At 44.6% G+C, this 21,489-nt stretch carries 19 protein-coding genes and 2 CRISPR repeat arrays; of the genes, 5 read left to right on the top strand and 14 right to left on the bottom strand.

Annotation, left to right across the window (positions count from 1 at the left end; all coding sequences use genetic code 11):
* Positions 1 to 239: 239 nt before the first annotated feature.
* Positions 240 to 422, bottom strand: coding sequence for a hypothetical protein (locus QUA36_RS08420; RefSeq protein WP_333456712.1), 183 nt, complete (start codon positions 420 to 422; stop codon positions 240 to 242).
* Positions 423 to 762: 340 nt separating this feature from the next.
* Between QUA36_RS08420 and QUA36_RS08415 the strand changes: the two genes are divergently transcribed.
* A complete protein-coding gene (locus QUA36_RS08415) occupies positions 763 to 996 on the top strand; it encodes a tyrosine-type recombinase/integrase (RefSeq protein ID WP_333456710.1) in 234 nt (77 codons plus the stop codon).
* A 172-nt stretch (positions 997 to 1,168) separates the two neighbouring features.
* Entirely contained in the window at positions 1,169 to 1,585 is a 417-nt protein-coding gene (locus tag QUA36_RS08410; RefSeq protein ID WP_333456709.1) for a hypothetical protein, read from the top strand.
* Positions 1,586 to 2,129: 544 nt separating this feature from the next.
* A CRISPR array of direct repeats spans positions 2,130 to 4,362; the repeat unit is 36 nt; unit sequence GTTTCCATTCAATTAGTTTCCCCAACGAGTGGGGAG.
* A 187-nt stretch (positions 4,363 to 4,549) separates the two neighbouring features.
* Here the strand turns inward: QUA36_RS08410 and cas2 are convergent.
* From cas2 to QUA36_RS08365, 9 genes are all read right to left on the bottom strand, one after another.
* Complete coding sequence (gene cas2, locus QUA36_RS08405) at positions 4,550 to 4,831, bottom strand: CRISPR-associated endonuclease Cas2 (protein WP_333292152.1); 282 nt, start codon at positions 4,829 to 4,831, stop codon at positions 4,550 to 4,552.
* 3 nt (positions 4,832 to 4,834) lie between these two features.
* On the bottom strand, positions 4,835 to 5,824 hold the full coding sequence (gene cas1 / locus QUA36_RS08400; protein WP_333456707.1) for a CRISPR-associated endonuclease Cas1: 990 nt from the start codon (positions 5,822 to 5,824) through the stop codon (positions 4,835 to 4,837).
* Between the two features lie 32 nt (positions 5,825 to 5,856).
* Positions 5,857 to 6,144 (bottom strand): CRISPR-associated protein Csx18, encoded by a 288-nt coding sequence (gene csx18 / locus QUA36_RS08395; RefSeq protein WP_333456705.1) that lies wholly within the window; start codon positions 6,142 to 6,144, stop codon positions 5,857 to 5,859.
* Positions 6,145 to 6,289: 145 nt separating this feature from the next.
* Complete coding sequence (locus tag QUA36_RS08390; protein ID WP_333456703.1) at positions 6,290 to 7,789, bottom strand: hypothetical protein; 1,500 nt, start codon at positions 7,787 to 7,789, stop codon at positions 6,290 to 6,292.
* A 2-nt stretch (positions 7,790 to 7,791) separates the two neighbouring features.
* Positions 7,792 to 9,522: a hypothetical protein gene (locus QUA36_RS08385; RefSeq protein ID WP_333456701.1), complete on the bottom strand. Its 1,731-nt coding sequence runs from the start codon at positions 9,520 to 9,522 to the stop codon at positions 7,792 to 7,794.
* Positions 9,515 to 9,943 (bottom strand): hypothetical protein, encoded by a 429-nt coding sequence (locus tag QUA36_RS08380; protein ID WP_333456699.1) that lies wholly within the window; start codon positions 9,941 to 9,943, stop codon positions 9,515 to 9,517. The genes QUA36_RS08385 and QUA36_RS08380 overlap by 8 nt, the downstream gene beginning before the upstream one ends.
* Before the next feature lie 3 nt (positions 9,944 to 9,946).
* Complete coding sequence (gene cmr4 / locus QUA36_RS08375; protein ID WP_333456698.1) at positions 9,947 to 10,780, bottom strand: type III-B CRISPR module RAMP protein Cmr4; 834 nt, start codon at positions 10,778 to 10,780, stop codon at positions 9,947 to 9,949.
* Positions 10,780 to 11,775 (bottom strand): type III-B CRISPR module-associated Cmr3 family protein, encoded by a 996-nt coding sequence (locus QUA36_RS08370; protein WP_333456696.1) that lies wholly within the window; start codon positions 11,773 to 11,775, stop codon positions 10,780 to 10,782. Before QUA36_RS08370 ends, cmr4 begins: the two co-directional genes overlap by 1 nt.
* Positions 11,742 to 13,301 carry a Cas10/Cmr2 second palm domain-containing protein gene (locus QUA36_RS08365; protein ID WP_333456694.1) on the bottom strand — a complete coding sequence of 520 codons (1,560 nt, stop codon included), beginning with the start codon at positions 13,299 to 13,301 and terminating at the stop codon, positions 11,742 to 11,744. The genes QUA36_RS08370 and QUA36_RS08365 overlap by 34 nt, the downstream gene beginning before the upstream one ends.
* Before the next feature lie 249 nt (positions 13,302 to 13,550).
* Here QUA36_RS08365 and QUA36_RS08360 point away from each other — a divergent pair, with 249 nt between their 5' ends.
* Entirely contained in the window at positions 13,551 to 14,729 is a 1,179-nt protein-coding gene (locus QUA36_RS08360) for a WYL domain-containing protein (protein WP_333456692.1), read from the top strand.
* 505 nt (positions 14,730 to 15,234) lie between these two features.
* A CRISPR array of direct repeats spans positions 15,235 to 17,310; the repeat unit is 36 nt; unit sequence CTCCCCACTCGTTGGGGAAACTAATTGAATGGAAAC.
* 630 nt (positions 17,311 to 17,940) lie between these two features.
* Complete coding sequence (locus QUA36_RS08355) at positions 17,941 to 18,156, top strand: hypothetical protein (protein WP_333456690.1); 216 nt, start codon at positions 17,941 to 17,943, stop codon at positions 18,154 to 18,156.
* Positions 18,157 to 18,165: 9 nt separating this feature from the next.
* Here QUA36_RS08355 and QUA36_RS08350 read toward each other — a convergent pair whose 3' ends face one another.
* Both QUA36_RS08350 and QUA36_RS08345 read right to left on the bottom strand, forming a co-directional pair.
* Positions 18,166 to 18,561 carry a hypothetical protein gene (locus tag QUA36_RS08350; RefSeq protein WP_333456689.1) on the bottom strand — a complete coding sequence of 132 codons (396 nt, stop codon included), beginning with the start codon at positions 18,559 to 18,561 and terminating at the stop codon, positions 18,166 to 18,168.
* Entirely contained in the window at positions 18,558 to 19,205 is a 648-nt protein-coding gene (locus QUA36_RS08345; protein ID WP_333456687.1) for an AAA family ATPase, read from the bottom strand. Before QUA36_RS08345 ends, QUA36_RS08350 begins: the two co-directional genes overlap by 4 nt.
* A gap of 292 nt (positions 19,206 to 19,497) precedes the next feature.
* Here QUA36_RS08345 and QUA36_RS08340 point away from each other — a divergent pair, with 292 nt between their 5' ends.
* Positions 19,498 to 20,397 carry a DNA/RNA non-specific endonuclease gene (locus QUA36_RS08340; protein ID WP_333456685.1) on the top strand — a complete coding sequence of 300 codons (900 nt, stop codon included), beginning with the start codon at positions 19,498 to 19,500 and terminating at the stop codon, positions 20,395 to 20,397.
* 390 nt (positions 20,398 to 20,787) lie between these two features.
* Here the strand turns inward: QUA36_RS08340 and QUA36_RS08335 are convergent, their stop codons facing one another.
* Together QUA36_RS08335 and QUA36_RS08330 are read right to left on the bottom strand one after the other, a co-directional pair.
* A complete protein-coding gene (locus tag QUA36_RS08335; RefSeq protein WP_333456683.1) occupies positions 20,788 to 21,183 on the bottom strand; it encodes a nuclease A inhibitor family protein in 396 nt (131 codons plus the stop codon).
* 54 nt (positions 21,184 to 21,237) lie between these two features.
* Positions 21,238 to 21,441: a DUF4087 domain-containing protein gene (locus tag QUA36_RS08330; RefSeq protein ID WP_333456956.1), complete on the bottom strand. Its 204-nt coding sequence runs from the start codon at positions 21,439 to 21,441 to the stop codon at positions 21,238 to 21,240.
* Between the last annotated feature and the right edge of the window lie 48 nt (positions 21,442 to 21,489).

Genomic DNA, 21,489 nt, shown 5'->3' with positions numbered 1-21,489 from the left:
CTAGACCGAAACTTTTGCGCCAGCGATCATACACAAAACTAAAAGCGCACCGCGATGCGTTTTTCCCTGTCAAGTAAGAGCCGCATCTGTCAAATATAACGATCGTACTTTGCAACAATCAAAGCTCAAACCTAAGCCACACACAGAATCGCCTTGCACAACCTCGCCACAAACACCGAATTGCGATCGCACTTACCCTCTATCAGCGATCGCTCCAAAATCGATCTGTGATTATCGCTCTAAATCTTGCCTTCAAACCTCTGATGCCAGAGGATATACCCCGACACGGTAATAACCAGAGTGATGCCTCCTCCTACCCAAGCCAGCATAGGATTGTAACCGCTACGGCTGAGGGTCTGCATCCATAGATGGGTGCGAGCGGAGGATATTAACCAATCTGCGACGACCGGAAAAAGATACATCAAAGATGCACCAACGATAAGCCAGCCCACCATAGAGGCGACCAGAAAGATAGTTTTGGCTGTAGATTGGCTACCCATGAGCAATTGCGGTAAAGAACTAACTTTGAGATTAGCTCTTGAGATGCGTTATGTCAGCACAGGTATAGCCCGAGACAGTGGGCGATGCAAGCGTGAAACTGTAGAATTGATTTGAAGCGAAAAGTAAAGGGCGTTGCTGATTTAGAGTATGAAGGGCTAAATATGCAAGTCAGAGAAACCAGTATCCACAAAACTTCGGGATTTTCAAGTTATTTTTTTCATACCGTAAATCAGCAACGCCGACTTTTGAACAGCAGAGGGGATGCGGGGAATTCGCTCGCCGATTTTCAGAAGTCGGAAAGCAACTAACGGCGGGCGCTTGCACAAGGTGTCTGTAACGCACTTGGTCAAGGAAGCGGAGAAACGCGCTGGAATTTCTGAGAAGACTAGCGCCCATTGGTTGAGGCATTGTCACGCTTCCCACGCTCTCAACCGGGGAGCACCCATTCACTTGCGAGCGTCTAACTTTGGGCCATGCGTCAGTGGCTACAACTAGCCGATATTTTCACGCAAAACCCAATGATTCTAGTGGTCTGTATTTGATAACTTAGACGGGCTATCGGATGCGATCGAAGTTGAAGGCGTTGAGGAAAAGACAGCCCAACACAGAGCGTTAGAAACTATCCATATTTATCGTATATACTTCTAATAGTTTCATCTAAAACCCTATGTTTATTCCCTTGATTATCGCCTTGTCACAGCCTGTTAATATAGCACAAGCTCAACCTTGCAAACTTTCAGTAATTAACGATGAAGAAACCAACAGTTGTCCACTTTCAACGGGAATATTCGCCTCAAAGGAATGGACAATTAAGCTTTCTTATTGGGAACCGGGAGCTTATGTTCTTAAAGGAATAAATCGAGTTAACGGAAAAAAAATTAACGCTACAGGATCTGAAGTAAGAGGAACTGTAGATCGACCACAATATCCATTCAGTGAGGAGAGATCCGAGACTTTGTACCTTGTCACATTCCAAAGGGGCGACCGAAACACGATTCGACTCGAAATTTTTGCAGATACTGTTCCCGTTTACAACCAGTTGCTGCATAAGACATCTTCAAACGACCCATTTTTTGGACGATAGAATAAGTATTTTAACCCTGTTTTATGGAAACAGAACCCATACTTGTCGCAGCAGGCGATCGCCTTGGGCGACCGCTAACAGAGTGTCGGCTGGTCTTTTTAGTCAAAAAAGCGGGAATCAAACTAAAATGGCGCAAGCTGTAACCCTATCTACAGCGTTAAATTTTTCACGGGCTCGTAATTTTGCCCAATCACAACGAATCAAACGGAATCAAGTGTGCTTGGTTTCTATCCCTGATAGGGTTGTAGGGTTGCCCCTAATGAGCAATTTTTCCAATGACAGCCGTTTATGGCAATAGCAGAGAAGTTACTGTCACAGTTCCGCACTTCCAAAAATTTCCTATCCTGATGAATCTGTAGCAGTGTTAAGCCCTGGGTCAGGATATGTACCTATCTTGAGAGTTGTAGGGGTTCCAAATCTTAGATGGGGAAATTGATTTTCCTGAGCTAGTTGTAACGATCGCAGATTCTCTAGCCTCATCCTTTAACTGCCGTCAACGGGTGAAACCAGAAAAACCCGGACTGCCACCATAGGCTATCCGGGCTTTTCCATTCAATTAGTTTCCCCAGCGAGTGGGGAGGAAAACATTGGACAGTGGATGTCCGGTGATGAATTCATTATCACTTGCCCGTTTCCATTCAATTAGTTTCCCCAGCGAGTGGGGAGCTTGTAATTTAGATTGCCCATATCGAGTACAGATGGTTTCCATTCAATTAGTTTCCCCAACGAGTGGGGAGATTGCCCGATCGCCTGCACAAATGGTTCCACCAAGAGTTTCCATTCAATTAGTTTCCCCAACGAGTGGGGAGCAACAAAGAAAGCAGTTAAAAAATCAAATCTAGTAAATGTTTCCATTCAATTAGTTTCCCCAACGAGTGGGGAGCCAATAAACGATGATGAAATTTCCATTCAGGTAGACCCAGATGAGCTAAGTTTCCATTCAATTAGTTTCCCCAACGAGTGGGGAGAGATTTTCCCGATCGTGGCTTCCTTATGGGAGTTGTTTCCATTCAATTAGTTTCCCCAACGAGTGGGGAGTCATTAGAACAACACTACTGGAGTAAAGATCAAATGACTACTGTTTCCATTCAATTAGTTTCCCCAACGAGTGGGGAGCAAACTAAGGGCAAAGAATTGCGAGATGAAGGAAGGATTGGTTTCCATTCAATTAGTTTCCCCAACGAGTGGGGAGTCCGACAGTGGGAGATCGAGTGCGGTAAGGTGGAAAAAACACCTGTTTCCATTCAATTAGTTTCCCCAACGAGTGGGGAGAGAAAACATTTGACGATCCGTATGAACAAGTAAAGTTTCCATTCAATTAGTTTCCCCAACGAGTGGGGAGCTATTTTCCAGTTCTTCGCATACATTCGGGGTCTACTCGAAGGTTTCCATTCAATTAGTTTTCCCAACGAGTGGGGAGAGCTTACGCAAGGGTAGTTAAACCTAAAATTATTAAAGTTTCCATTCAATTAGTTTCCCCAACGAGTGGGGAGTGGGTCGTGCTAAACCTTTACCCTATCACCTAAAAGATGTTTCCATTCAATTAGTTTCCCCAACGAGTGGGGAGAATTTGAAGCCAACCGAACCAAAAATGAACCCAAGAAAAATCGTTTCCATTCAATTAGTTTCCCCAACGAGTGGGGAGAAAAGGAGAAATTCGATTTACGCCAGCGCAAGTAAACCTAGAGTTTCCATTCAATTAGTTTCCCCAACGAGTGGGGAGATAAGCCTACCTCTTATTGGCTCTTGCAAATTTTACCGTTTCCATTCAATTAGTTTCCCCAACGAGTGGGGAGTTGAAGCGGATGGGCTATAACATCCGGGTTGATCGCCTGGGTTTCCATTCAATTAGTTTCCCCAACGAGTGGGGAGCCCTCAACTGATAAAGTAGTAGAAGTTACAGCGACGTTTCCATTCAATTAGTTTCCCCAACGAGTGGGGAGTTAACGGTGTTATCCTAACTCCTGACAATATCTACTCATCACATACGTTTCCATTCAATTAGTTTCCCCAACGAGTGGGGAGCTACATACTGCTAGTCGATACGGATGCCGTCAAAGGTCGGAAAGGTGTTTCCATTCAATTAGTTTCCCCAACGAGTGGGGAGGCGAGGTATCAAAGAAGTGGAAGGGCCGGGCCCTAGCGCTAGAGTTTCCATTCAATTAGTTTCCCCAACGAGTGGGGAGGTAGTGACTTTCGGCGTTTTTATATTCGGATAGTGTTTCCATTCAATTAGTTTCCCCAACGAGTGGGGAGAGAAACTAGAAATCTGACAATATCTAAAACAATCATTAGTTTCCATTCAATTAGTTTCCCCAACGAGTGGGGAGAAAGTAGAAGCGCCGGAGGAATATCTACAAGTCAGTTTCCATTCAATTAGTTTCCCCAACGAGTGGGGAGATCTTCTCGCAGCCCTCTCAACTTATTACGCTAGCGTAAAGTTTCCATTCAATTAGTTTCCCCAACGAGTGGGGAGCCTCTCAACAATATAATTGACAAAACCCGAGCCGTGTTTCAAGTTTCCATTCAATTAGTTTCCCCAACGAGTGGGGAGGGCAGAACGTTAAACCTGTTAAAATCCACAATGAAAAAGTGTTTCCATTCAATTAGTTTCCCCAACGAGTGGGGAGTCTACTCTTAGTGGACAAACTTCTGCTAGTAGTGTTTCCATTCAATTAGTTTCCCCAACGAGTGGGGAGCAAGAGGTGAGATTACTTGTCGAGGTTCGAGGAGTAATCAAAGTTTCCATTCAATTAGTTTCCCCAACGAGTGGGGAGTCCTCCATAATACACTCAAGACAGCGCAAGGTGTCTAGAGGCTATTTGCGAGGCTCAGATATTTTTTGTGGAACTTACACCTGTGTTCGCTCATAACAATCCTTGAAACCCTTGCCCCGTAATGCTGCGAGGCTCACGACGGAAAAAGGTCGTTTGAGCTAATTTACTGCCAGCCTCGCAACCTGAGCTAAATAATCACCGATCGAGCCGCTTGAGTCACCGGCGCTCCCACTCCCAAAACTTCCACCTGTCCCAAAGTATGGCGCGACACCGGATAAAACCGAATGCTATCCTCTTCGAGATTTACCTTTTGCTCAACTCGCGATCGCAATTCATCAAACTTAGCCCGACTGAGTACGCACTCAAAAGCGCTATACTGCACCCAAGTCCCGTAACCTTCCAACAAATCATGCACTTTAGAGCGCCGTTTGTTGTCGGGAATATCGTAAATCACCACGTAGAAAAGCAAGGCTTAACGAATTTGGTAAGGTGTATAAAGTTCGCTTGGGTTGTAAACGAACTGTTTGTAAGTTTTGATTTGTTGGTTGAGCAAATCCCACTTAGGCTGCTTGCCAGAGTCAGTTTCAATTTCCTCCTCCATGCGTTCTAAAAAAGCTTTCAGGTACTTGCGCCTGCCAGCATCATTTAAGAAACACCCCCCGTTACTGTAGACAAAATCGCTGGCAGCATCCACAAATCGGCGGTTTACTAAATAAGTAACTAACGAATCAATAATTGGTGCCCGAAATTCCTCAATCAAATCCGAAGCTAAAGCTGCATGGCGTTCCGTTCCCTGATGCAAACAAGCCGAATAAGGGTCTAAACCTTGCAATTCGATCAAACTCAACAAATGATTCCAGAGAACTTGATAGCCAAAACTGAGCATAGCATTAACCGGATTACCCGGAGGGCGGCGCGACCTGCCAACAAACACAAAATCAGGATGGCTCAAACACTCTTCAAAAGCCGAAAAATACTGAGCCGCCCCCGCACCTTCCATCCCCATCAACTTCTCAATAGTTTCAGCTTCCCCAGCTTTTTTGATTAAATGTTCCAAACAGTCGATCGCAAAAGCAATGACATCAGAAGCTTGTCGTCGCTGCTGTCGCATCAGGATAACGCGGCTATTTTTCAGCTTAGCTTGCACGATGCGTCTGGCCACCTGCAAACGTTCTGCAAAACACAACTGTTGCTGGTAGCGAGAAAGTTGGCGATAACCGCGCTCGATCGGAAGAATCCGCCCGTAACAGTAACCCATGCGGGAAAGATAAGCGATCGGAATACTCCGCCACAGACAAGTTCTAATTGCTTGAGTTGTGACTTGAGATTGACCAAAAATCAGCAGTTGTTCGAGGAGAGGAAGCTGAATTTCACCGAGTACAGATTCGCCTTTTTTGATGACCAGCATTTCTTGGTGCAAGGAAACGTAACAACCGGGCTGAGAAACGTAGACGGTACGCATAAGCAATAAACCCGCCTCTGCAAAATTGTTGGTTATCTGTCTAAATTTTGGGAATCGGCACGGCGCGGGCTAATTTGCGACGATTCTGGGGTAGATTCTAAAGGAGGTTGGATTTCTGGGGCGCGAGAGGGTTGGAGATAGCGAACGATTTGGTCGGCGATTGTCGATGCGAAAAAAGTGGCTACTGTGACTAGGAATGTGTTAGAAATTACGGTAGCTAATCCCAGGGGTGCGATGAGGAGAATGATGAGAGTGATAGTGCCGTTGACGGCTGCGAGGGAAATGTTACGGATTGTAGATGCGCGGGATGTGATGTACATAGTTGTGCTATTTTGTGTTGAATATGGATGGTAACGTTTGGTTGTCGATGCACGCTGAAGGTAAAAATCTTAGTGAATTATGTTAGTCCGCCAGGAATTGAAACCCCGGCGGAGCGGTGAATCTGCTGCAGATAGATAGTCGGTTTTATTTTTGCAGTTCGTAATGTGCGATCGCATCTACCAATTCATCATGCACTTTTACCATCAAACTCGCCGACTTTAATGAAACAAACTTTTGCTGTGAAACAAAATTTAAACAGCCTAAAACTCTAGCTTCCCATTGTTCTCGATTGGCAGTATTCCAAGCTTTAAAAACATCATTTTCTTGCAAGCCATGCAAGGAATGAAAAGTCACATTCCTTTCCTCTATGGTATTGCCAGCAACTACTTGGATATCTACATTTTGCTCCCATTGATTCTTTGGATAAGACGCTTCGAGTAAAGTAAACAGTGATTTTCCAAACAAACCCACATTATTGTACCTATCACTTCTATTTGCATTAAACCAATACCGTAAATTCTGAGGCAAATTTACATCATGAATATATGCTGTATTTGGTTGCTTGGAATTAGAGTATTGAATTTGTGGCTTATACTTATCTAATGCCCATTTTTTAATCAATCCTTCCACAGCCCGAAAACTGTGAAATAGAGCCTCAACCGTGTTACCCTGTCTTAAACGAATTACACCTAAATAAGCAGCTTCATAAGCCATCCACCACCACTGATTTGAACGCTCCTTTGCAACATTTCCCCTAGCCACACTAAAATCTTCAAATTTAGCAAAGTTCCACTGTACAGCCATGTCCAACAAGTCGCGGATTTCCAGCAATAGCGGATCGGAAGAATCTTTCCAGTAAAGTTTTAAAATGCGCTCTACTCCCAAATAGTCATAACGACTTAATAGCGCTTTTGCTTCTTGAACTTGCATCCCTTGTAAATAAGTAGAACTTTCTATGAAATCACCCTTCTCTGCTAGCTTTTCTTCATACTCATTGCTAACCAAAAACTTGACTTTCTTGCCAAACTTTGCTAAACAATCAAATTGAACAGCCGAAGAAATAGCTGGAGTTCCTGCTTGATGACTGACATAGAAGTTTGCACTTTTATCTAAATCTAAACTTGACAAAGCTTGCTGAACCAGAAACAGTGCTTTATTCCAATTATCTAATCCCTCATCTTTGGATTTAGGTTTCAATTCTAAGTAATCAATGGATTGAACTTGAGGAAAATTTTTATTAAAATATTGCTCAAATATCGGTTTGAGCGTGCAAGTATCCTGCCAATAAGGACTTTTCTCTACTCTCCTATCTTCCTCATCAAAAACCGCTTCCTGATCGGTCATAATCAAGATTATTTGGTCAGGATTTGTTCTCCCTTTCTCTAACAGCTTTGCCGAAAAAGCATCCAGAAGCGGAAAGTGCAAATCTTGATAATATTCATCGGTTAATTGGCTGCCATAAACCATCCCCATAGCTCTAGCTGGTACGATAAAAGGTTCGTTCTCATCAGTATTCGGCGGTTGTGTAGGTACAAAACGGCGATCGTATAATTGACTTCTAACCTTTTTGAACAAAGTACCCCAATTGTCATCAGTTTTGAGTTTGACATCGCTGCTGCCAGTTGTCACAATCCAGATATTCATAATTATTCCTCAGTTGGCCAAAGTTTGATAAAGTCGCTCTGATTCTGTAAAAACTCAAGAAAATCTTGAGTTTTGTCCGATTTATCTGGAAAAATAGTCAAAAGCTCTACATACTCTTGCCTTTTTTGTCTCAATTCTCCGTTTTTAGTTGTGAGATAGCGGGGACACATCCGGTGCCAAATGCGACCGATGTTATTTAGTTTTCCCGTCAAATCGCTTTGCTTAATAGACTGATTTTTTGAGTACGGTTCGTGAAACCATTTAATTGCTTCGCTGCTATGCTGATCCTCAGCGATTCTTCCCCAAACTTCCACTTTTTCGGGATGCCACACTTCACGCCAAGCCATAACCTGATGACTAGGTTCTAAATGATTAACTGTTAACCATTCTCTTGCTCTCTGCTGACCCTCTGCCAGAAATTTAGTAATATTGCTGAGGTCAGGATTAGCAGCCGTGACGTACAAATTTTTTGAACTTTCATTAAACTTCCAGTGGCAGCCGATCGCAGGTTTGTCATTTCTCTTAAAATACTCAGGGAAAAACAGGCTGTGATCGACCCGCCGCCACGACTTGCCAAAACCGCCAAGCAAGAGAGAAAATTTAATTAAATAAGTGACAAACTTTTTTAATTCCTTCTGCGGATACCTATTATTTAGATTCACAATGTCCAGTTTTCCTGCCTGTAAATCGTAGGTAGGCATGACTACCGGATTCCTCGTCGGATAATATCTGTGTTCACCAAAATCGAGTTCCTCAGCAGTAAAGTTAATCCCCAACTGCCCGATAATTGCCCCTGTATCATCGCGTGTTTCAACAATTCCTCCCCAAAGTTTTTTGGTTAACAGTTGTGCTGTATTGGCATCTGTGACCCCTGCCAATAACCGCAAAGTATGACCCCGCAGCGCAGCTTTAAACATATTGGGTCGAAATTCTGGGGTTCTATTCAGTAGTTGCGACGTTAACCCGCAGCCGCTCAAATTGACAGAAAGTAAGATGCGATCGGCGCTTTTTACCTCTGCCATGCGACCATAACCTGCACTTATCCTAGAACCAATTCCGTGTCCTAAAGCTTTTTCCCAAATTTGCCAAATTTCCTCCCATTCTTGTTTTCCAAGCTGCTTGTTGCTGGAAATGCCAAATTGTAATTTACACTGATAAAGCGAGATTTGTACGTTAGCACTGGTGACGGCATTTTCCATCACTTGGCGCTTTTGCTGAGAGTGAACGACATCGACTAAACGCTCTTTTTCTCCCCAAGACATATCAGCGGGGAAGCCGCCGTGAAAGCGCAAAATTCCTGGTTTTGCACTACCCTGTCCGTCCTCTACAACCTCTCCCCCGCAGTATCCTTCTCGTTTTTGAGGAGGACACGATCGCCAGAAAGCCCCTTTCATGCTAGAACCAGGATAAAATGGCAAACCTTTCGCGCCAATTATGGGGCGAATCATGCCTTCATCTTGTCCACTGTTTGTAACTAAACGCCAGCTAATGGTGTATTGTTTTGTTTCCACTCCTTGCCCGAATTCAGGCATTTTTACGGGTGATTTAGTTCGACCTCGTTTGTAAAGGGGAACGCTTTTATCGGCGCTTTCGGGGACGGGAGGACAGCATTCTAACCATTGTTCCACCCACTCAGAAGCGGGACCAGCATCGCCGGCGTACTGAATTTTGCCCCTTCCTTCTAATTGGGAGCGAAACATCAAAGGAACGCGATCGCTATCATTATTACTCATTGTCTTCACCTCCAGAATTGTTGTTACTATTAGTAGGTTTATACCGCTGAGTCCACCAAACCATACTGTCGCAAAGTTGAGTCAGCACCGCTATAGCTACTTTCCGCTGTTCTACTGGAAAATCCCACAATTTATTGGCCATAATTTTAATGGCTGCTGTATCGTCAGAACTGACATTATCATTGGGAATTTTAACACCTGCATTTGTCATGATTTTGACTAGCGCCTTCCAAGTATCCCGCCAATAATCAGCCTTATCTTTGTCCTTGACTAACCGAAACTGTTCTCCCCAAAATCGCTCTAAACCATAAGCAACTGCAACGCGCATTTTGTAGGCTTGATTGAGAGCGTCTTTTTTGTCACGATATTTGACAACTAAATCGTGAGCCTCTTGGTCTAATTTGTAAGATTCCCAAGCCATAAATTATACCTCCTTTAATGTTAGATAGCAGTGACCGAAACCAATTGATTCTAAACCGCCGAGATAAATATCTGTGCCAGTAGACGCGCCAAAAGGTTGCCAAGTCTCTTGGTTTTCTTTGAGGGCGATCGGAAATACTAAAATTGTGCCTTCTGGCAAAGCTTCCGTATTAAAAAAAGCACCTTTTTTAGCCTTTTTTTCCTCTTTGTCTAAGGCAACTCGACTCTGACGATATAAAGACATATCGTGAATCATGGCAATTTCATCGTCAGCCACAACAACGGCTGGCAATTCCTCTCCTAAAGGAAACCAAGCAGACAAATCCTGAGTTTTCTCAACAGTTAAAAAGCCAAAGTTAAAAAATAGCTTTGGTTTGCCATTTACGTCGAGAGCTTTTAAGGTTTGAGAACCTGTATAACTAGCTGGAGGTTTAGCGGATTTGAGAGATGTACCATCTTTTAGCTTGACATAATCTCCAGCAATTCGCTGATAGCGTTTCAGCAAACGAGGACAAGTTACCCAGACAATTGGTTGACCCGGACAAAATACTGGCAACCACAGCAGCGAAGCATATTCAAACTTAACTACAGACTCAGTGGTACTGTCTGGTTTCCCGGATTCTGCTTCCTGACCGTACCATTTATTAGCTTCAGCTTCTCCCAGACTACGGCGGATTTCCGATCGCAATCTTCCCCGAATTGAACTACCGGGAATAATGCCAGTTTGAGTAAACTGGTCGCGGAAAATTAAGTTTAAGTTGCCGCTTTCTTCACCAGCCGTTGCTCCCACATGAACAGGAGCAAGGGTTTCAATAATACCGTAAGCTTTTTTGTACATTATTCAACTCCTTGAATTTCAATTGGCAAACACAAACCGCATCCAACTTGTTTCAGGCTAAAACCTTCTTTGGGAAACCACTTTTCGGGGAATTCCCACCAAATTTTATCTAAAGGTTCTCTGAGAAGATAGACAGTTCCGGGAGGAACTGCATAGCGTCCCCGTCCCATTTGTCCTTTCGCGCGGTAGCGATAAGAAATGGGTTTATCTGTGAGCATCTCCGGTCGTTTTTGGGAGAAATCTTCATTTTTGGGATAGCGGTATGAAAATTTGTTAGAACCCCAAACTCCCGGTGTTATCAAAGCAAATGAGCGCTGAATAGGTTGGCGTAAAAGTTTGACAATGGGACTGTCATCAGCGAGTAAAACACTCTTGATTTCTACTAAATGATTTTCGCCACCAAAGCGATACCAACCATCTGCTAAAGGATGAGTTGAGAGATAAACTAGACAACATTCATCATCCATCTGCACGGAACTTTCCAAAAACAAACCATCTTCTGCTAAAGTACAGCGTTCGTCATCTTTTGTTTTGGGGTGCAAGATAGGGACGTATTTCCAAGGAATATCGGCAACATCGCCATTTTTCTTAATAGCAGCCGTCTTATCTACCCAAGAATTAACGGTTTGCCAGCTATACTCAGGATCTAAATCTTCGGATTCGCGATGCCATTTCCCAGATTTCATTTTCCATTCATCCACGCCTTTTTTAGAAATAATTTTGTGCCAAGGAATAGGGACGTAAAAGTATTCAGGATCGTCTGATTTTGCCCAGAATGGGCCAGCGACAAACAAATTATCACTAAGTTCTTTTGGAGAAATAGAGGACTTAACTTTGTTGGCGCTGAAAAATAGACCGGATAGAGTAGCGGCTTCGGGAGGGAATTTTGCCCCAGAACGTCCGACCAGGTTTTCGGGCGATAAAAATCCGCCAGAACTCCCGTACATAAATCCTAAAGGACTTATAGTGATGAGATATTTGAACATAGCTGCCATCCCACATTTATTAGGTCACTAATCCAGTAAATAATTTGTTTGGATTCTTCTGGATTTGGGTAATCGCCGACGATGTGCTTCCAGTTTTTTTCTAAGTTCTTCTCGTCTTGAAAGTAAAGTTTAAAAAGAGCTAAAGCTAATTCATCGTTTGGGCTATTTTCCTGGGGATTAAAACTAATAGCATGACGATTTTTGAGATGAGCTAAATCCTTGTAAACATGGCTCCAGTTTGGCTTTTGATCCCAGCTTTTGCCGTCCCGGTCTTTGTATTGTTTGAGAATATGCAAATAATCCCAAGGACAAGTCCACTGCACGTATTGACCGCTGTTAAAAACTACTCGAATTGTAACGCGATCGCGCCCCAAACTTTTCGCCCGTTTTTCTGCTTCTCGACAGTGTTGAAGAATATCTCGCTGCGGCACCCTATGACCAGCCCAAACAAAACCCACACTTAGGTTAATATCCTGTCCGTGCTTTTTCCATTCATCGGACAATCCCATTAACCATTCTAATGCCTCTATAGGTTCTGGGGGCTTTTCGGGTTTGCTGCTGTAAATTACACCAAGGAAGTCGTCACCGCCGGCATAAACAATGCGCCCTTTGTCTTTGGGGAAATTCTTGATAAAATTTTCTCCCCAAGCCCGCATAGCCTCGCTGAACTTTTTTAGACCTTCATCTCCTTCTTTTTGAGCAATTTCCTGAAGTTTTTTGCCAACTTTATCGCCATCTCCCATAAACCAGCCCGTCCAGTGTTCGGGTTCACGAATAATGTCGCTAAATCCTGCTTCAAGCGGAGATATCCCAATGTTTCTGGCAATATCTTCGTCGCGAGTAACTAACCGCTTGACTAACTCAGGAATGCTCAATTTTTCATTAGGTGCTAGAAATTTTCCTTCTGGTTCGCCATCTGGGGGAAGATTTTCTAAGACACAGGAAAGACGTTGATAGAAATCCTTAAGTTCAGCTTTTTCTGTATCGGATAGCTGCTGTCCTGGATTTGAATGTTCCAAACCTAAACGTGGCCAGGCGATCGCATCCGTGCCCGTCAAACTCGAACTGTCGCCAATCCAGTTAATTGCCGTCCAATCACGACGTAATTTGCGAGTTTCTAAATTCTTCATCGCAGATTCTATCGAATCTCCGTGTCCCCAAAATATCTCCCAAGTATATAAACCCCATCGCATCCACTCTAGCTGCCAAAAGTATTCTTCTTTAGGAGGTACTTCTCGTTCTATCCAAACTCGACATTCATTTAATATTTCTTGCCATGACTTCTGAAGGGTATTTGTCACGTCATTCCTGGAAAATTCCCCTTCCCCTTTCAGAAGTATCCGATTGGGCATTCCTTTCTGGATGTTCGGGGCACCGGGAGAAATGACTTTTAAACCTGATTTTTCGGCTTGCTTTACTAGCTTGTAACTCAGATAAGACAGAATCAGTGAAGCCCCAAACAAATCTCGGAGTTTGCGGGATTTCTCGATAAAGCCTTGAACGGGGGCAAACGAGATCGCAGTGTATGCAGACATAAATTCAATTTTAAGGCGGGCAATGCCCACCTGAATGCTGCTGGTAGTGTCCTCAGTCGCTAACTGCTTAAGTTCTACTCAACTCAATATATCAGCCGAGCCAGTTTCGAGTCTCGCAATTTACAATATTTATCAATTTATTTGGAAAACCTACAGTTATCTAAATAACGGCTTTAAGATTTTTCTATATTTTTGTGTCAATATTGTCTTTTCCTTGACTTTTACCCCGGTTGCCCCCATTCACCCATTATGGCAAAAAAACCAACCCCTCACCCCTATGCCGACAAACTAACGTTCGATCGCATCATGCTACTCATTGCCACATTGGTAAACCATCCGGGCATCGGACACTCTGACACCGAAACCTCCGACAGTAAATATCACGATGCCTTGCTAGAAGTTCAATCTCAATTACAGAAAGTTGCCGCCGAATCCGGCAACATCGAGTTTCCAGAAAACTATCCTGCAACTCCTACCATTCGCAAAGATTTAGAAACTTTGCGCCACTACGGAATCCTTGACAAGCGAATGTATCGCTTCGGATATTATCTCGGCACTGGCGCAATGAATCGTGAAGAACTACTATTCGCATTTCAAGCCATAGCATCTCAAGCCAAATATCAAGGAAATCCCCAAGCCCGCCAAATTTGTGAAAAACTCACGAAACGGTTGCGCGGATTAGACATCGAGCTCAAAGGTCAATTGTTCTATCCCGTTCGCGAACAACTAAATCGTGCGATTATTTACACCGACCCTGTAGAAATGCTCGCTCGCCAAGAATATCGCAATACCCTATTTCACAAACTAGACATCGTAGAAACAGCCATCGTGCGGGGTCAGGCGATCGAACTTCACCGCCAAAGCGATCCTTACGGTAAAGGCAAGATTGGTTTCCACCGCATCTGGCCCCTGCAACTGATTTATCACGATATCGCCTGGTATCTCATTTGCGAAAATTACGACAACGGACACTTGAAGGTAGTACGGGTCAATCGCTTTACCGATTACTGCGAAATTATTGATTTACAAGGACGTGGCTTAGCTGTACAGGGACAACGTTTGAAAATAGCTCAAAAGTTGTTAAAAAACGGCTGGGGGTTGTTCTTAGGCAATCTAGAGGAACAGCAGGCTGAATTGCAAGGTACGCTGAAGTTGCAAAAAGTGAGGGTGCGGTTTTTCGAGGAAGTGGTGGGATTTATCTTAGAGGGCGATCGACGGCATCCGCGACAAAAGATTAAAGAAGGCCCGAGGGATAGTTTTGGCAAAGTGGCTTATGTGGATTATCAGATCGATTTGCCCGATCGCTCTCTGAACGAATTCAGTCTGTGGGTGAACAGATATATGAATAACGCCCAAGTGCTTTCCCCGCCGAGTTTGGTAGAAAAACACCGACAAGCAGCGAGAGATTTAGTCGATCGGTACAGCTAACGTGAGTTAAACAACAAATCATTGCTAAGAATTGTATAATCCCTTGTAGGTAACACTCTCACGTCAACAAACAGCGACCGTTGCCAGACAATACACCGATGAAATCAGCAAAACTGATAGCGCAGCAGTCTTAGTAACGACACATTTATATTCCAGCAAGGGGCGACGGTTGGCTGATATTAGTTTCTTGTTGTGGCTAGACGATCGTACCAGTTAATCAGACCTGGAGCCGACATAGGATGCCATTTCAGGATGCCTCTATCTACCAGCTAAAGTCTTAGACCGGAAAACACTATTGAGTTTAGAAGACTAATCTAGCCAATATCGACGCACCTCGCTTGGTTCCTGTAACCCTTACTGTTTGGTTGAGGTGCGTCGATGCTTTGCAGGGATTGAGTTTGAGGCTGATAGTTCGATGCTTTTTCTCGTTTACCTGTGCTATATTTTAGCGGTGCGTCGATTTGACGGCTGAATCCCGATCGGGGTATGGTCTGTGCGACGAACTCTTCCCACTCGCTGGGGAAACAAATTGAATGGAAACGTCAGTGTCTTCCGGTTCTTCCTCTTCTGGCATTTGTCTTCCCACTCGCTGGGGAAACAAATTGAATGGAAACTTTCTTTGCCACCATTTAAGGTATCTTTCCCCTCATCGCCTTCCCACTCGCTGGGGAAACAAATTGAATGGAAACAATTTCCCGACTTCCGTCTTTAGAAATTGCCTTCATAGTGTCTTCCCACTCGCTGGGGAAACAAATTGAATGGAAACAATTCCAACCATTCATTCCCAATTATATCTTCTTTTTCCAACTTCCCACTCGCTGGGGAAACTAATTGAATGGAAACTTGCAACTACCAAAAGAGCAATTGCTTGAGAGATTTTGTTCCTTCCCACTCGCTGGGGAAACAAATTGAATGGAAACGTGTTAGCCCCGACTCGTTCGATTATGAGAGAGGCACTCCCCACTCGCTGGGGAAACAAATTGAATGGAAACTAGGGATGACCCATATCGGGAGCCTTTGGGCAGTTGGTGCAGCAAACTCCCCACTCGTTGGGGAAACTAATTGAATGGAAACTCACAAATTACTGCTTGGTCAGTCCAATGTAATTCTTCAGCTTCTCCCCACTCGTTGGGGAAACTAATTGAATGGAAACTCTCTCAAGAAATAGACATAACATGGCCCGTTACTGAGCCCTCCCCACTCGCTGGGGAAACTTATTTAATGGAAACATTTCCCGTGCGGTTAGTTCGAGCGCGTCTTCGACCTGCTCCCCACTCGCTGGGGAAACTAATTGAATGGAAACGGATAAACTATCCAACCTTTGCCCATTTCCTCCCACAGACTTCCCACTCGCTGGGGAAACTAATTGAATGGAAACTCTTCGCGGATGACGATCGCGGGAATAGTCTCCCCCTCCCCATTCGCTGGGGAAACTAATTGAATGGAAACGATATAGTTTTGGTTTTCAAAGTCAACATTGCAAAATGCTCCCCACTCACTGGGGAAACTAATTGAATGGAAACTTGTGATTAGGATCTTCAAACTGGTCGCAGAATTGATTAACTCCACTCGTTGGGGAAACTAATTGAATGGAAACTAGAACAGCTTTCCTGTGAGTTCAGGACAGTGCATACTCCCCACTTGTTGGGGAAACTAATTGAATGGAAACTGTAATTTACTTTCTGTATTTTCTAATGCACCCTCCCCACTCGTTGGGGAAACTAATTGAATGGAAACCTTTCTTTACTCAAACCTTGAAGAAATTCAGAAAACTCCCCACTCGTTGGGGAAACTAATTGAATGGAAACTTTATCCGCGCTCCCGTGACAAATCGGGTTGCCTGGACTCCCCACTCGTTGGGGAAACTAATTGAATGGCAACATATCGTAGTCTAAGCTACCATAACCCCAATACCCTCTCCCCACTCGTTGGGGAAACTAATTGAATGGAAACTTCCCTGGACTCTCTAGTGTTCCGGTAGACGTGATAACTCCCCACCCGTTGGGGAAACTAATTGAATGGCAACATAATCCAAGTAGGGCTTTTACCTTCTACTTCCGCCGCGCTTACCCTCTCCACTCGTTGGGGAAACTAATTGAATGGAAACCACTTTTGAGGTGCAGTTGAGGTGCAGCCTGTGCGTCTTGGATTCCGGCAGTGGCTGAACTCCCCACTCGTTGGGGAAACTAATTGAATGGAAACCCGACGAAACACCTGCCTTGATAGAAAGACTGATCGACTCCCCACTCGTTGGGGAAACTAATTGAATGGAAACTCACCAAATATTTCTGCCGGGTTTACGTCGATCGTCTCGTCTCCCCACTCGTTGGGGAAACTAATTGAATGGAAACTTGCATGGGTCCCCATCGGTGTCGCCGTTGTTACCTGCCGCCCACTCCCCACTCGTTGGGGAAACTAATTGAATGGAAACAGAAAACTAGGAATGTTGTGTTCATCTGACTTACTAGCCTCCCCACTCGTTGGGGAAACTAATTGAATGGAAACAATTCAGCGCACATATCCTGCGCCGCTTCGATAAATTCTTCTCCCCACTCGCTGGGGAAACTAATTGAATGGAAACGCTAAAACAAAATTAGTGGAAGTCTTCTATTAATGCGACAGTTTAAGGGCAACCATAAATAGCTGTTGACAAAAGACTAGATTTCTAATAATCTAATTTTGGGGGGATGCCTTTTGGGAAACGCCTCTACCGCATAGAGTAAACGTCGTCCTTAAGGCATCCCCCCATTCCCCAGCCGAAGGGTGACGGCACTGTCGAGCAAGTTCCCTTGTCACTTGCTAGAAATACATAACTAAGACAAAGTGTGTCGAAGTCTTCTATTAATGCGGAATCGAAGGAGGCTTCGACTTCACACGACACCGCAAACAGAAATCAAAAATCAGAGCCTTCTGTAGTGCCAAAAGCTCTAAGTTTTCAACATCAGGAAAACTTCCAAGACAAACTTTTACAACTCAAATTTCTGCAATTAATCCTAATTGTGAAGAATTAACAAGCACAAAAAAGCCCCATACTTGGGGCAAAATCTAACTATTTTCAGTCGTTGGGTGGCAGGTTTATTATATTGTTGGTGAAACTCTCCCCTACGAGAATTGGGGCAGACACGATCGCTTATTATGGAGTCACCAAAACCCAATCGTCCGCTGTTTTGCCAATCTCAGAATTCTGCAAACCTAAATCTTTTAAAACAGGTTGAATAGAAACAACCGATCGCAGCTACGGAAGTTAACGCTAAATACTCCCCACTCGTTGGGCAAGCTAATTAAAGGGAAACGGGCGATCGTCAAAGTTCAAGAGATACCAAGTTTTCATTGGAAGCTCCCCACTTGTTGGGAAAACTTCTGTTTCTTAACCCAGTCAATTCCTCCGAGCGATCGCCACTCCGAGTATAGCGATCGCCGAATATGAAGAGAACCCTTACCCCTCCACCTCCTTAAGCCCCTCCTCCAACAACATCCTCACAATATCCACTTTCTTGCGCCCCGTCCGAGCCGCCAACATCGACAACTTGCGGTGCAGGGACTCCGACATATCCACAGTAAACCTGACCGTCGCTTCTTTATCAGGTGCTTGCAGTCGATGAGTCAAGCTCCTTTCCTTGGATTGAACGGGGATGGGTTCTGCTGCGAGTGATTCCGGCTCCGTTGCTGTTGGCGCTGGCAATGCAGCTTCCATTGTTGGCGGTGTTTGTGATGCTGTTGGCGTTGGTGCTGGCGATACAAGTTCTGGTGGTGTTGGCGATGCTGTTTCCTGTGTACCAAAAACAAATTCTTCCATCGCGCTGCCGAGTGGTCTGCGTTTTTTGGTACTCATTTCAGCGCTCCCATGATTTCCTTAAACAGTCGGCTGTACTCTGTGCCAGAATCTTTGGCAGGTTGACCGCCCAAATCCCACACCGTAGCGGCTTGCCCCGAAGAATCAGCAATCACTTGTTTTTGGTGAATGACTGATTTGAGCACTTTGATGGTCGGTGTAAGTTTTCCCAACAACTCCATTGCTTCGGTTTTGAGCTTCGTTCCTTTCACTGCCCGACTGAGAAACATCACTGCTTGGGGCGGGCCCTGTCTCACCGATTGAGCTTGTTTGATGAGTCTCACCGCATCGGCGGCTGATTGTACGTCGATACCGCTCGGTTGCACCGGCACCACGGCTAAGTCAGCTCTCATCAAGATTGCCCTGGTTGCTTCACTCAAACCAGCAGGGCCATCCACTACCAGGTAGTCAACGGTAGCAGCTAAGTCAGTCAACTGGTCTAAGAGGTCATCCGGGCTTTGCAGTACCTGACTAGGGATGCTTGGTTCCATTCTGCTGCACCACTGGGAACTAGAGCGCTGAGCATCAGCATCTACTATCAACACTTGCTTGCCCTGCTGCACGAGCCAATGGGCGTAATGTACGGCTGTCGTGCTTTTGGCACATCCGCCTTTCTGATTTACGAAAGCAACAATTGCTACCATAATTACTTACTGCATTATTTACTGCATTACTGAAATACTTAATACAGCAATATAGCACTTGTTTGGGCATCGGCTACTACAACAGGGTTGCATTGCTAAAAGAGCCTTCTTGTAGATAGCCGTGCTTTTAACGAACTTCTTCAACATGGCATCTTCATACTTACTTACTGCATTCATTACTGCATTACTGAAATACTTGAAGAAATAAACAAGAGAAATTGGTAATGAGTGAGAAGCACCTGTGGCAGGACGTTGTAAGCTTGCAGAGTAGGGAAGTGCAGGAGTAGTGGCAATGAGGCAAGTTTATCGGAAGTGGACGATCGCTCTGATTTTGTTAGGAATTCTTAGCGGCTGCAACTTGACTGAGCCATCACCACCATCTCGACTTCCTCAAATTGGTCGTGAAAAACCAAGGGTGCAACCAAAACCAAGCACCAGAGAACCCATCAGCTCAGCCACCAACAACCGCAACTTACTCCTGGGCAATCCCAGCAATGCCGTTCCCAGTGTTGCCAGCAACATCGACAATTACCTGATGGTAAAACCTCAGTACGTGCTTTCTTACAACAGTAAGACTAAGACCGCCAACTGGGTTTCGTGGCAGCTCAATAAATCTTGGATTGGAGCAGCCGATCGCCAAGACAACTTCCGCCCCGATGATTCCCTCCCGGATGCTTGGTACAAAGTTAGACCAAACGACTATACCGGAAGCGGCTACGACCGGGGACACATTGCACCCAGTGCCGATCGTACCCGCACCGAACCCGATAACAGCAGCACTTTCCTGATGACCAACATGATGCCGCAAGTGCCTGAACTCAACCGAGGTTTGTGGGGTGATTTGGAAGAGTATTGTAGAGAATTGGTGGCACAGGGCAAGGAGCTGTACATCATTGCGGGGCCCGTAGGGAGGAAAGGCAGCATCGGCAGAAAAGAAAAGATTGCTGTGCCGGCTAGGAATTGGAAAGTTATTGTGGTACTGGATAGACAAGGGTTGGGGATGCAAGGAATTACAGCCGACACCAGGACGATCGCTGTGATGATGCCCAACGATGCCAGCGTCAAAGGTCAAGGATGGAGAAGCTTTCGAGTTTCCGTGGCGAGAGTTGAGAAGGAAACAAGGCTGAATTTCCTGTCTAATGTCCCGCCACAGATTCAGCAGGTAATTGAAAGCAAAGTGGACAGTCAGTAAAAAAAGGAATAGAACTTACTTTTTTGCTTGAGACTTTTAACCAACTGCATTAATATTTAGCATTAGGAATCCGTAAGAACCGATGAATAGAAAAAACTTGATTAGCCAATTAATCCTGAAATTATATTTTCTGTCGAGGTAAGACCAGAGGGGAGGAAAAACAATTAGGAACATAAAAAAGGAAGCTATAATACCCATCTGGAATGGCTTGCCCTCTGTGTAAGAGAGGAATAATAAAATTCCTAGCATAACTAAACAGTAAAGAGAAGCAAGCCAACTAATTACTTTGCCAAGCGCGCTCATATTACAACCTCTGTTCCTGACTCTAATTATGGTTACTATGTAACTAAATGATTAACAAACAATCATAGTTCACCCTGTCTGTTGCAATCAAGTCTCCACCAGTTTCGTAGACAGCCCCGCCACTCCGCCACCGTCCGTCACTCCAATGATGTACGCATCAATCTCAATGCTGCCCACTCGGTAAACCTGCAACTGGGAGAGGTTTTGCTTCAACACGCTCACTAAGTTCTGAAAGCGCTTCACTGTTTCCCGTTCTTCTTCATCGTGCCAATCTTCTTCTTGGGTGGCGGCATCAAAGAACTCATCGACTGTTACTACTTCGACTGAAGCATCGGGTGAATGTTCGGTGAGTTGCAAGAGTTTCGGCGGGGTTAGCTCTCCCTGTGTCGGCCAATGAATGACCTCGAAGGGGGCATCGGTTTCGCTTCCGAAGAGTAAGCCCTCGGAAGCTTGTTTGAGTTGGGTGGCGATCGAGTCGGTCATGATTGCGGTGGTTCCTCAGCTTTACTGTGATTGTACAGTTGGCGTTGGCTGAAACTAAAGACTTTTTGGCAGGTTCGGATCTTCGCGACAGGTTGAGAGTGGCAATGATTCTCCGCCCCGAATTTCGCTAATTCTCGATCGCTCCTTATCTGTCACCACATCCATACAAGCACAACCATACCCATAATAACCATTCGTTTTGACGTACTCTTTCTCATTAGTAGGAAGATTAAGCTGTTGTGCATTTAAAACGCATATTGGTATAATATAACATAATAATATTCAGAAAAAGTGAATGCCTGCTAA

It is taken from the genome of Microcoleus sp. Pol10D4, assembly GCF_036701555.1.
Lineage (GTDB): Bacteria > Cyanobacteriota > Cyanobacteriia > Cyanobacteriales > Microcoleaceae > Microcoleus.
Note: the sequence above shows the minus strand (reverse complement) of the source record. Positions and strands in the feature narration are given on the sequence as shown.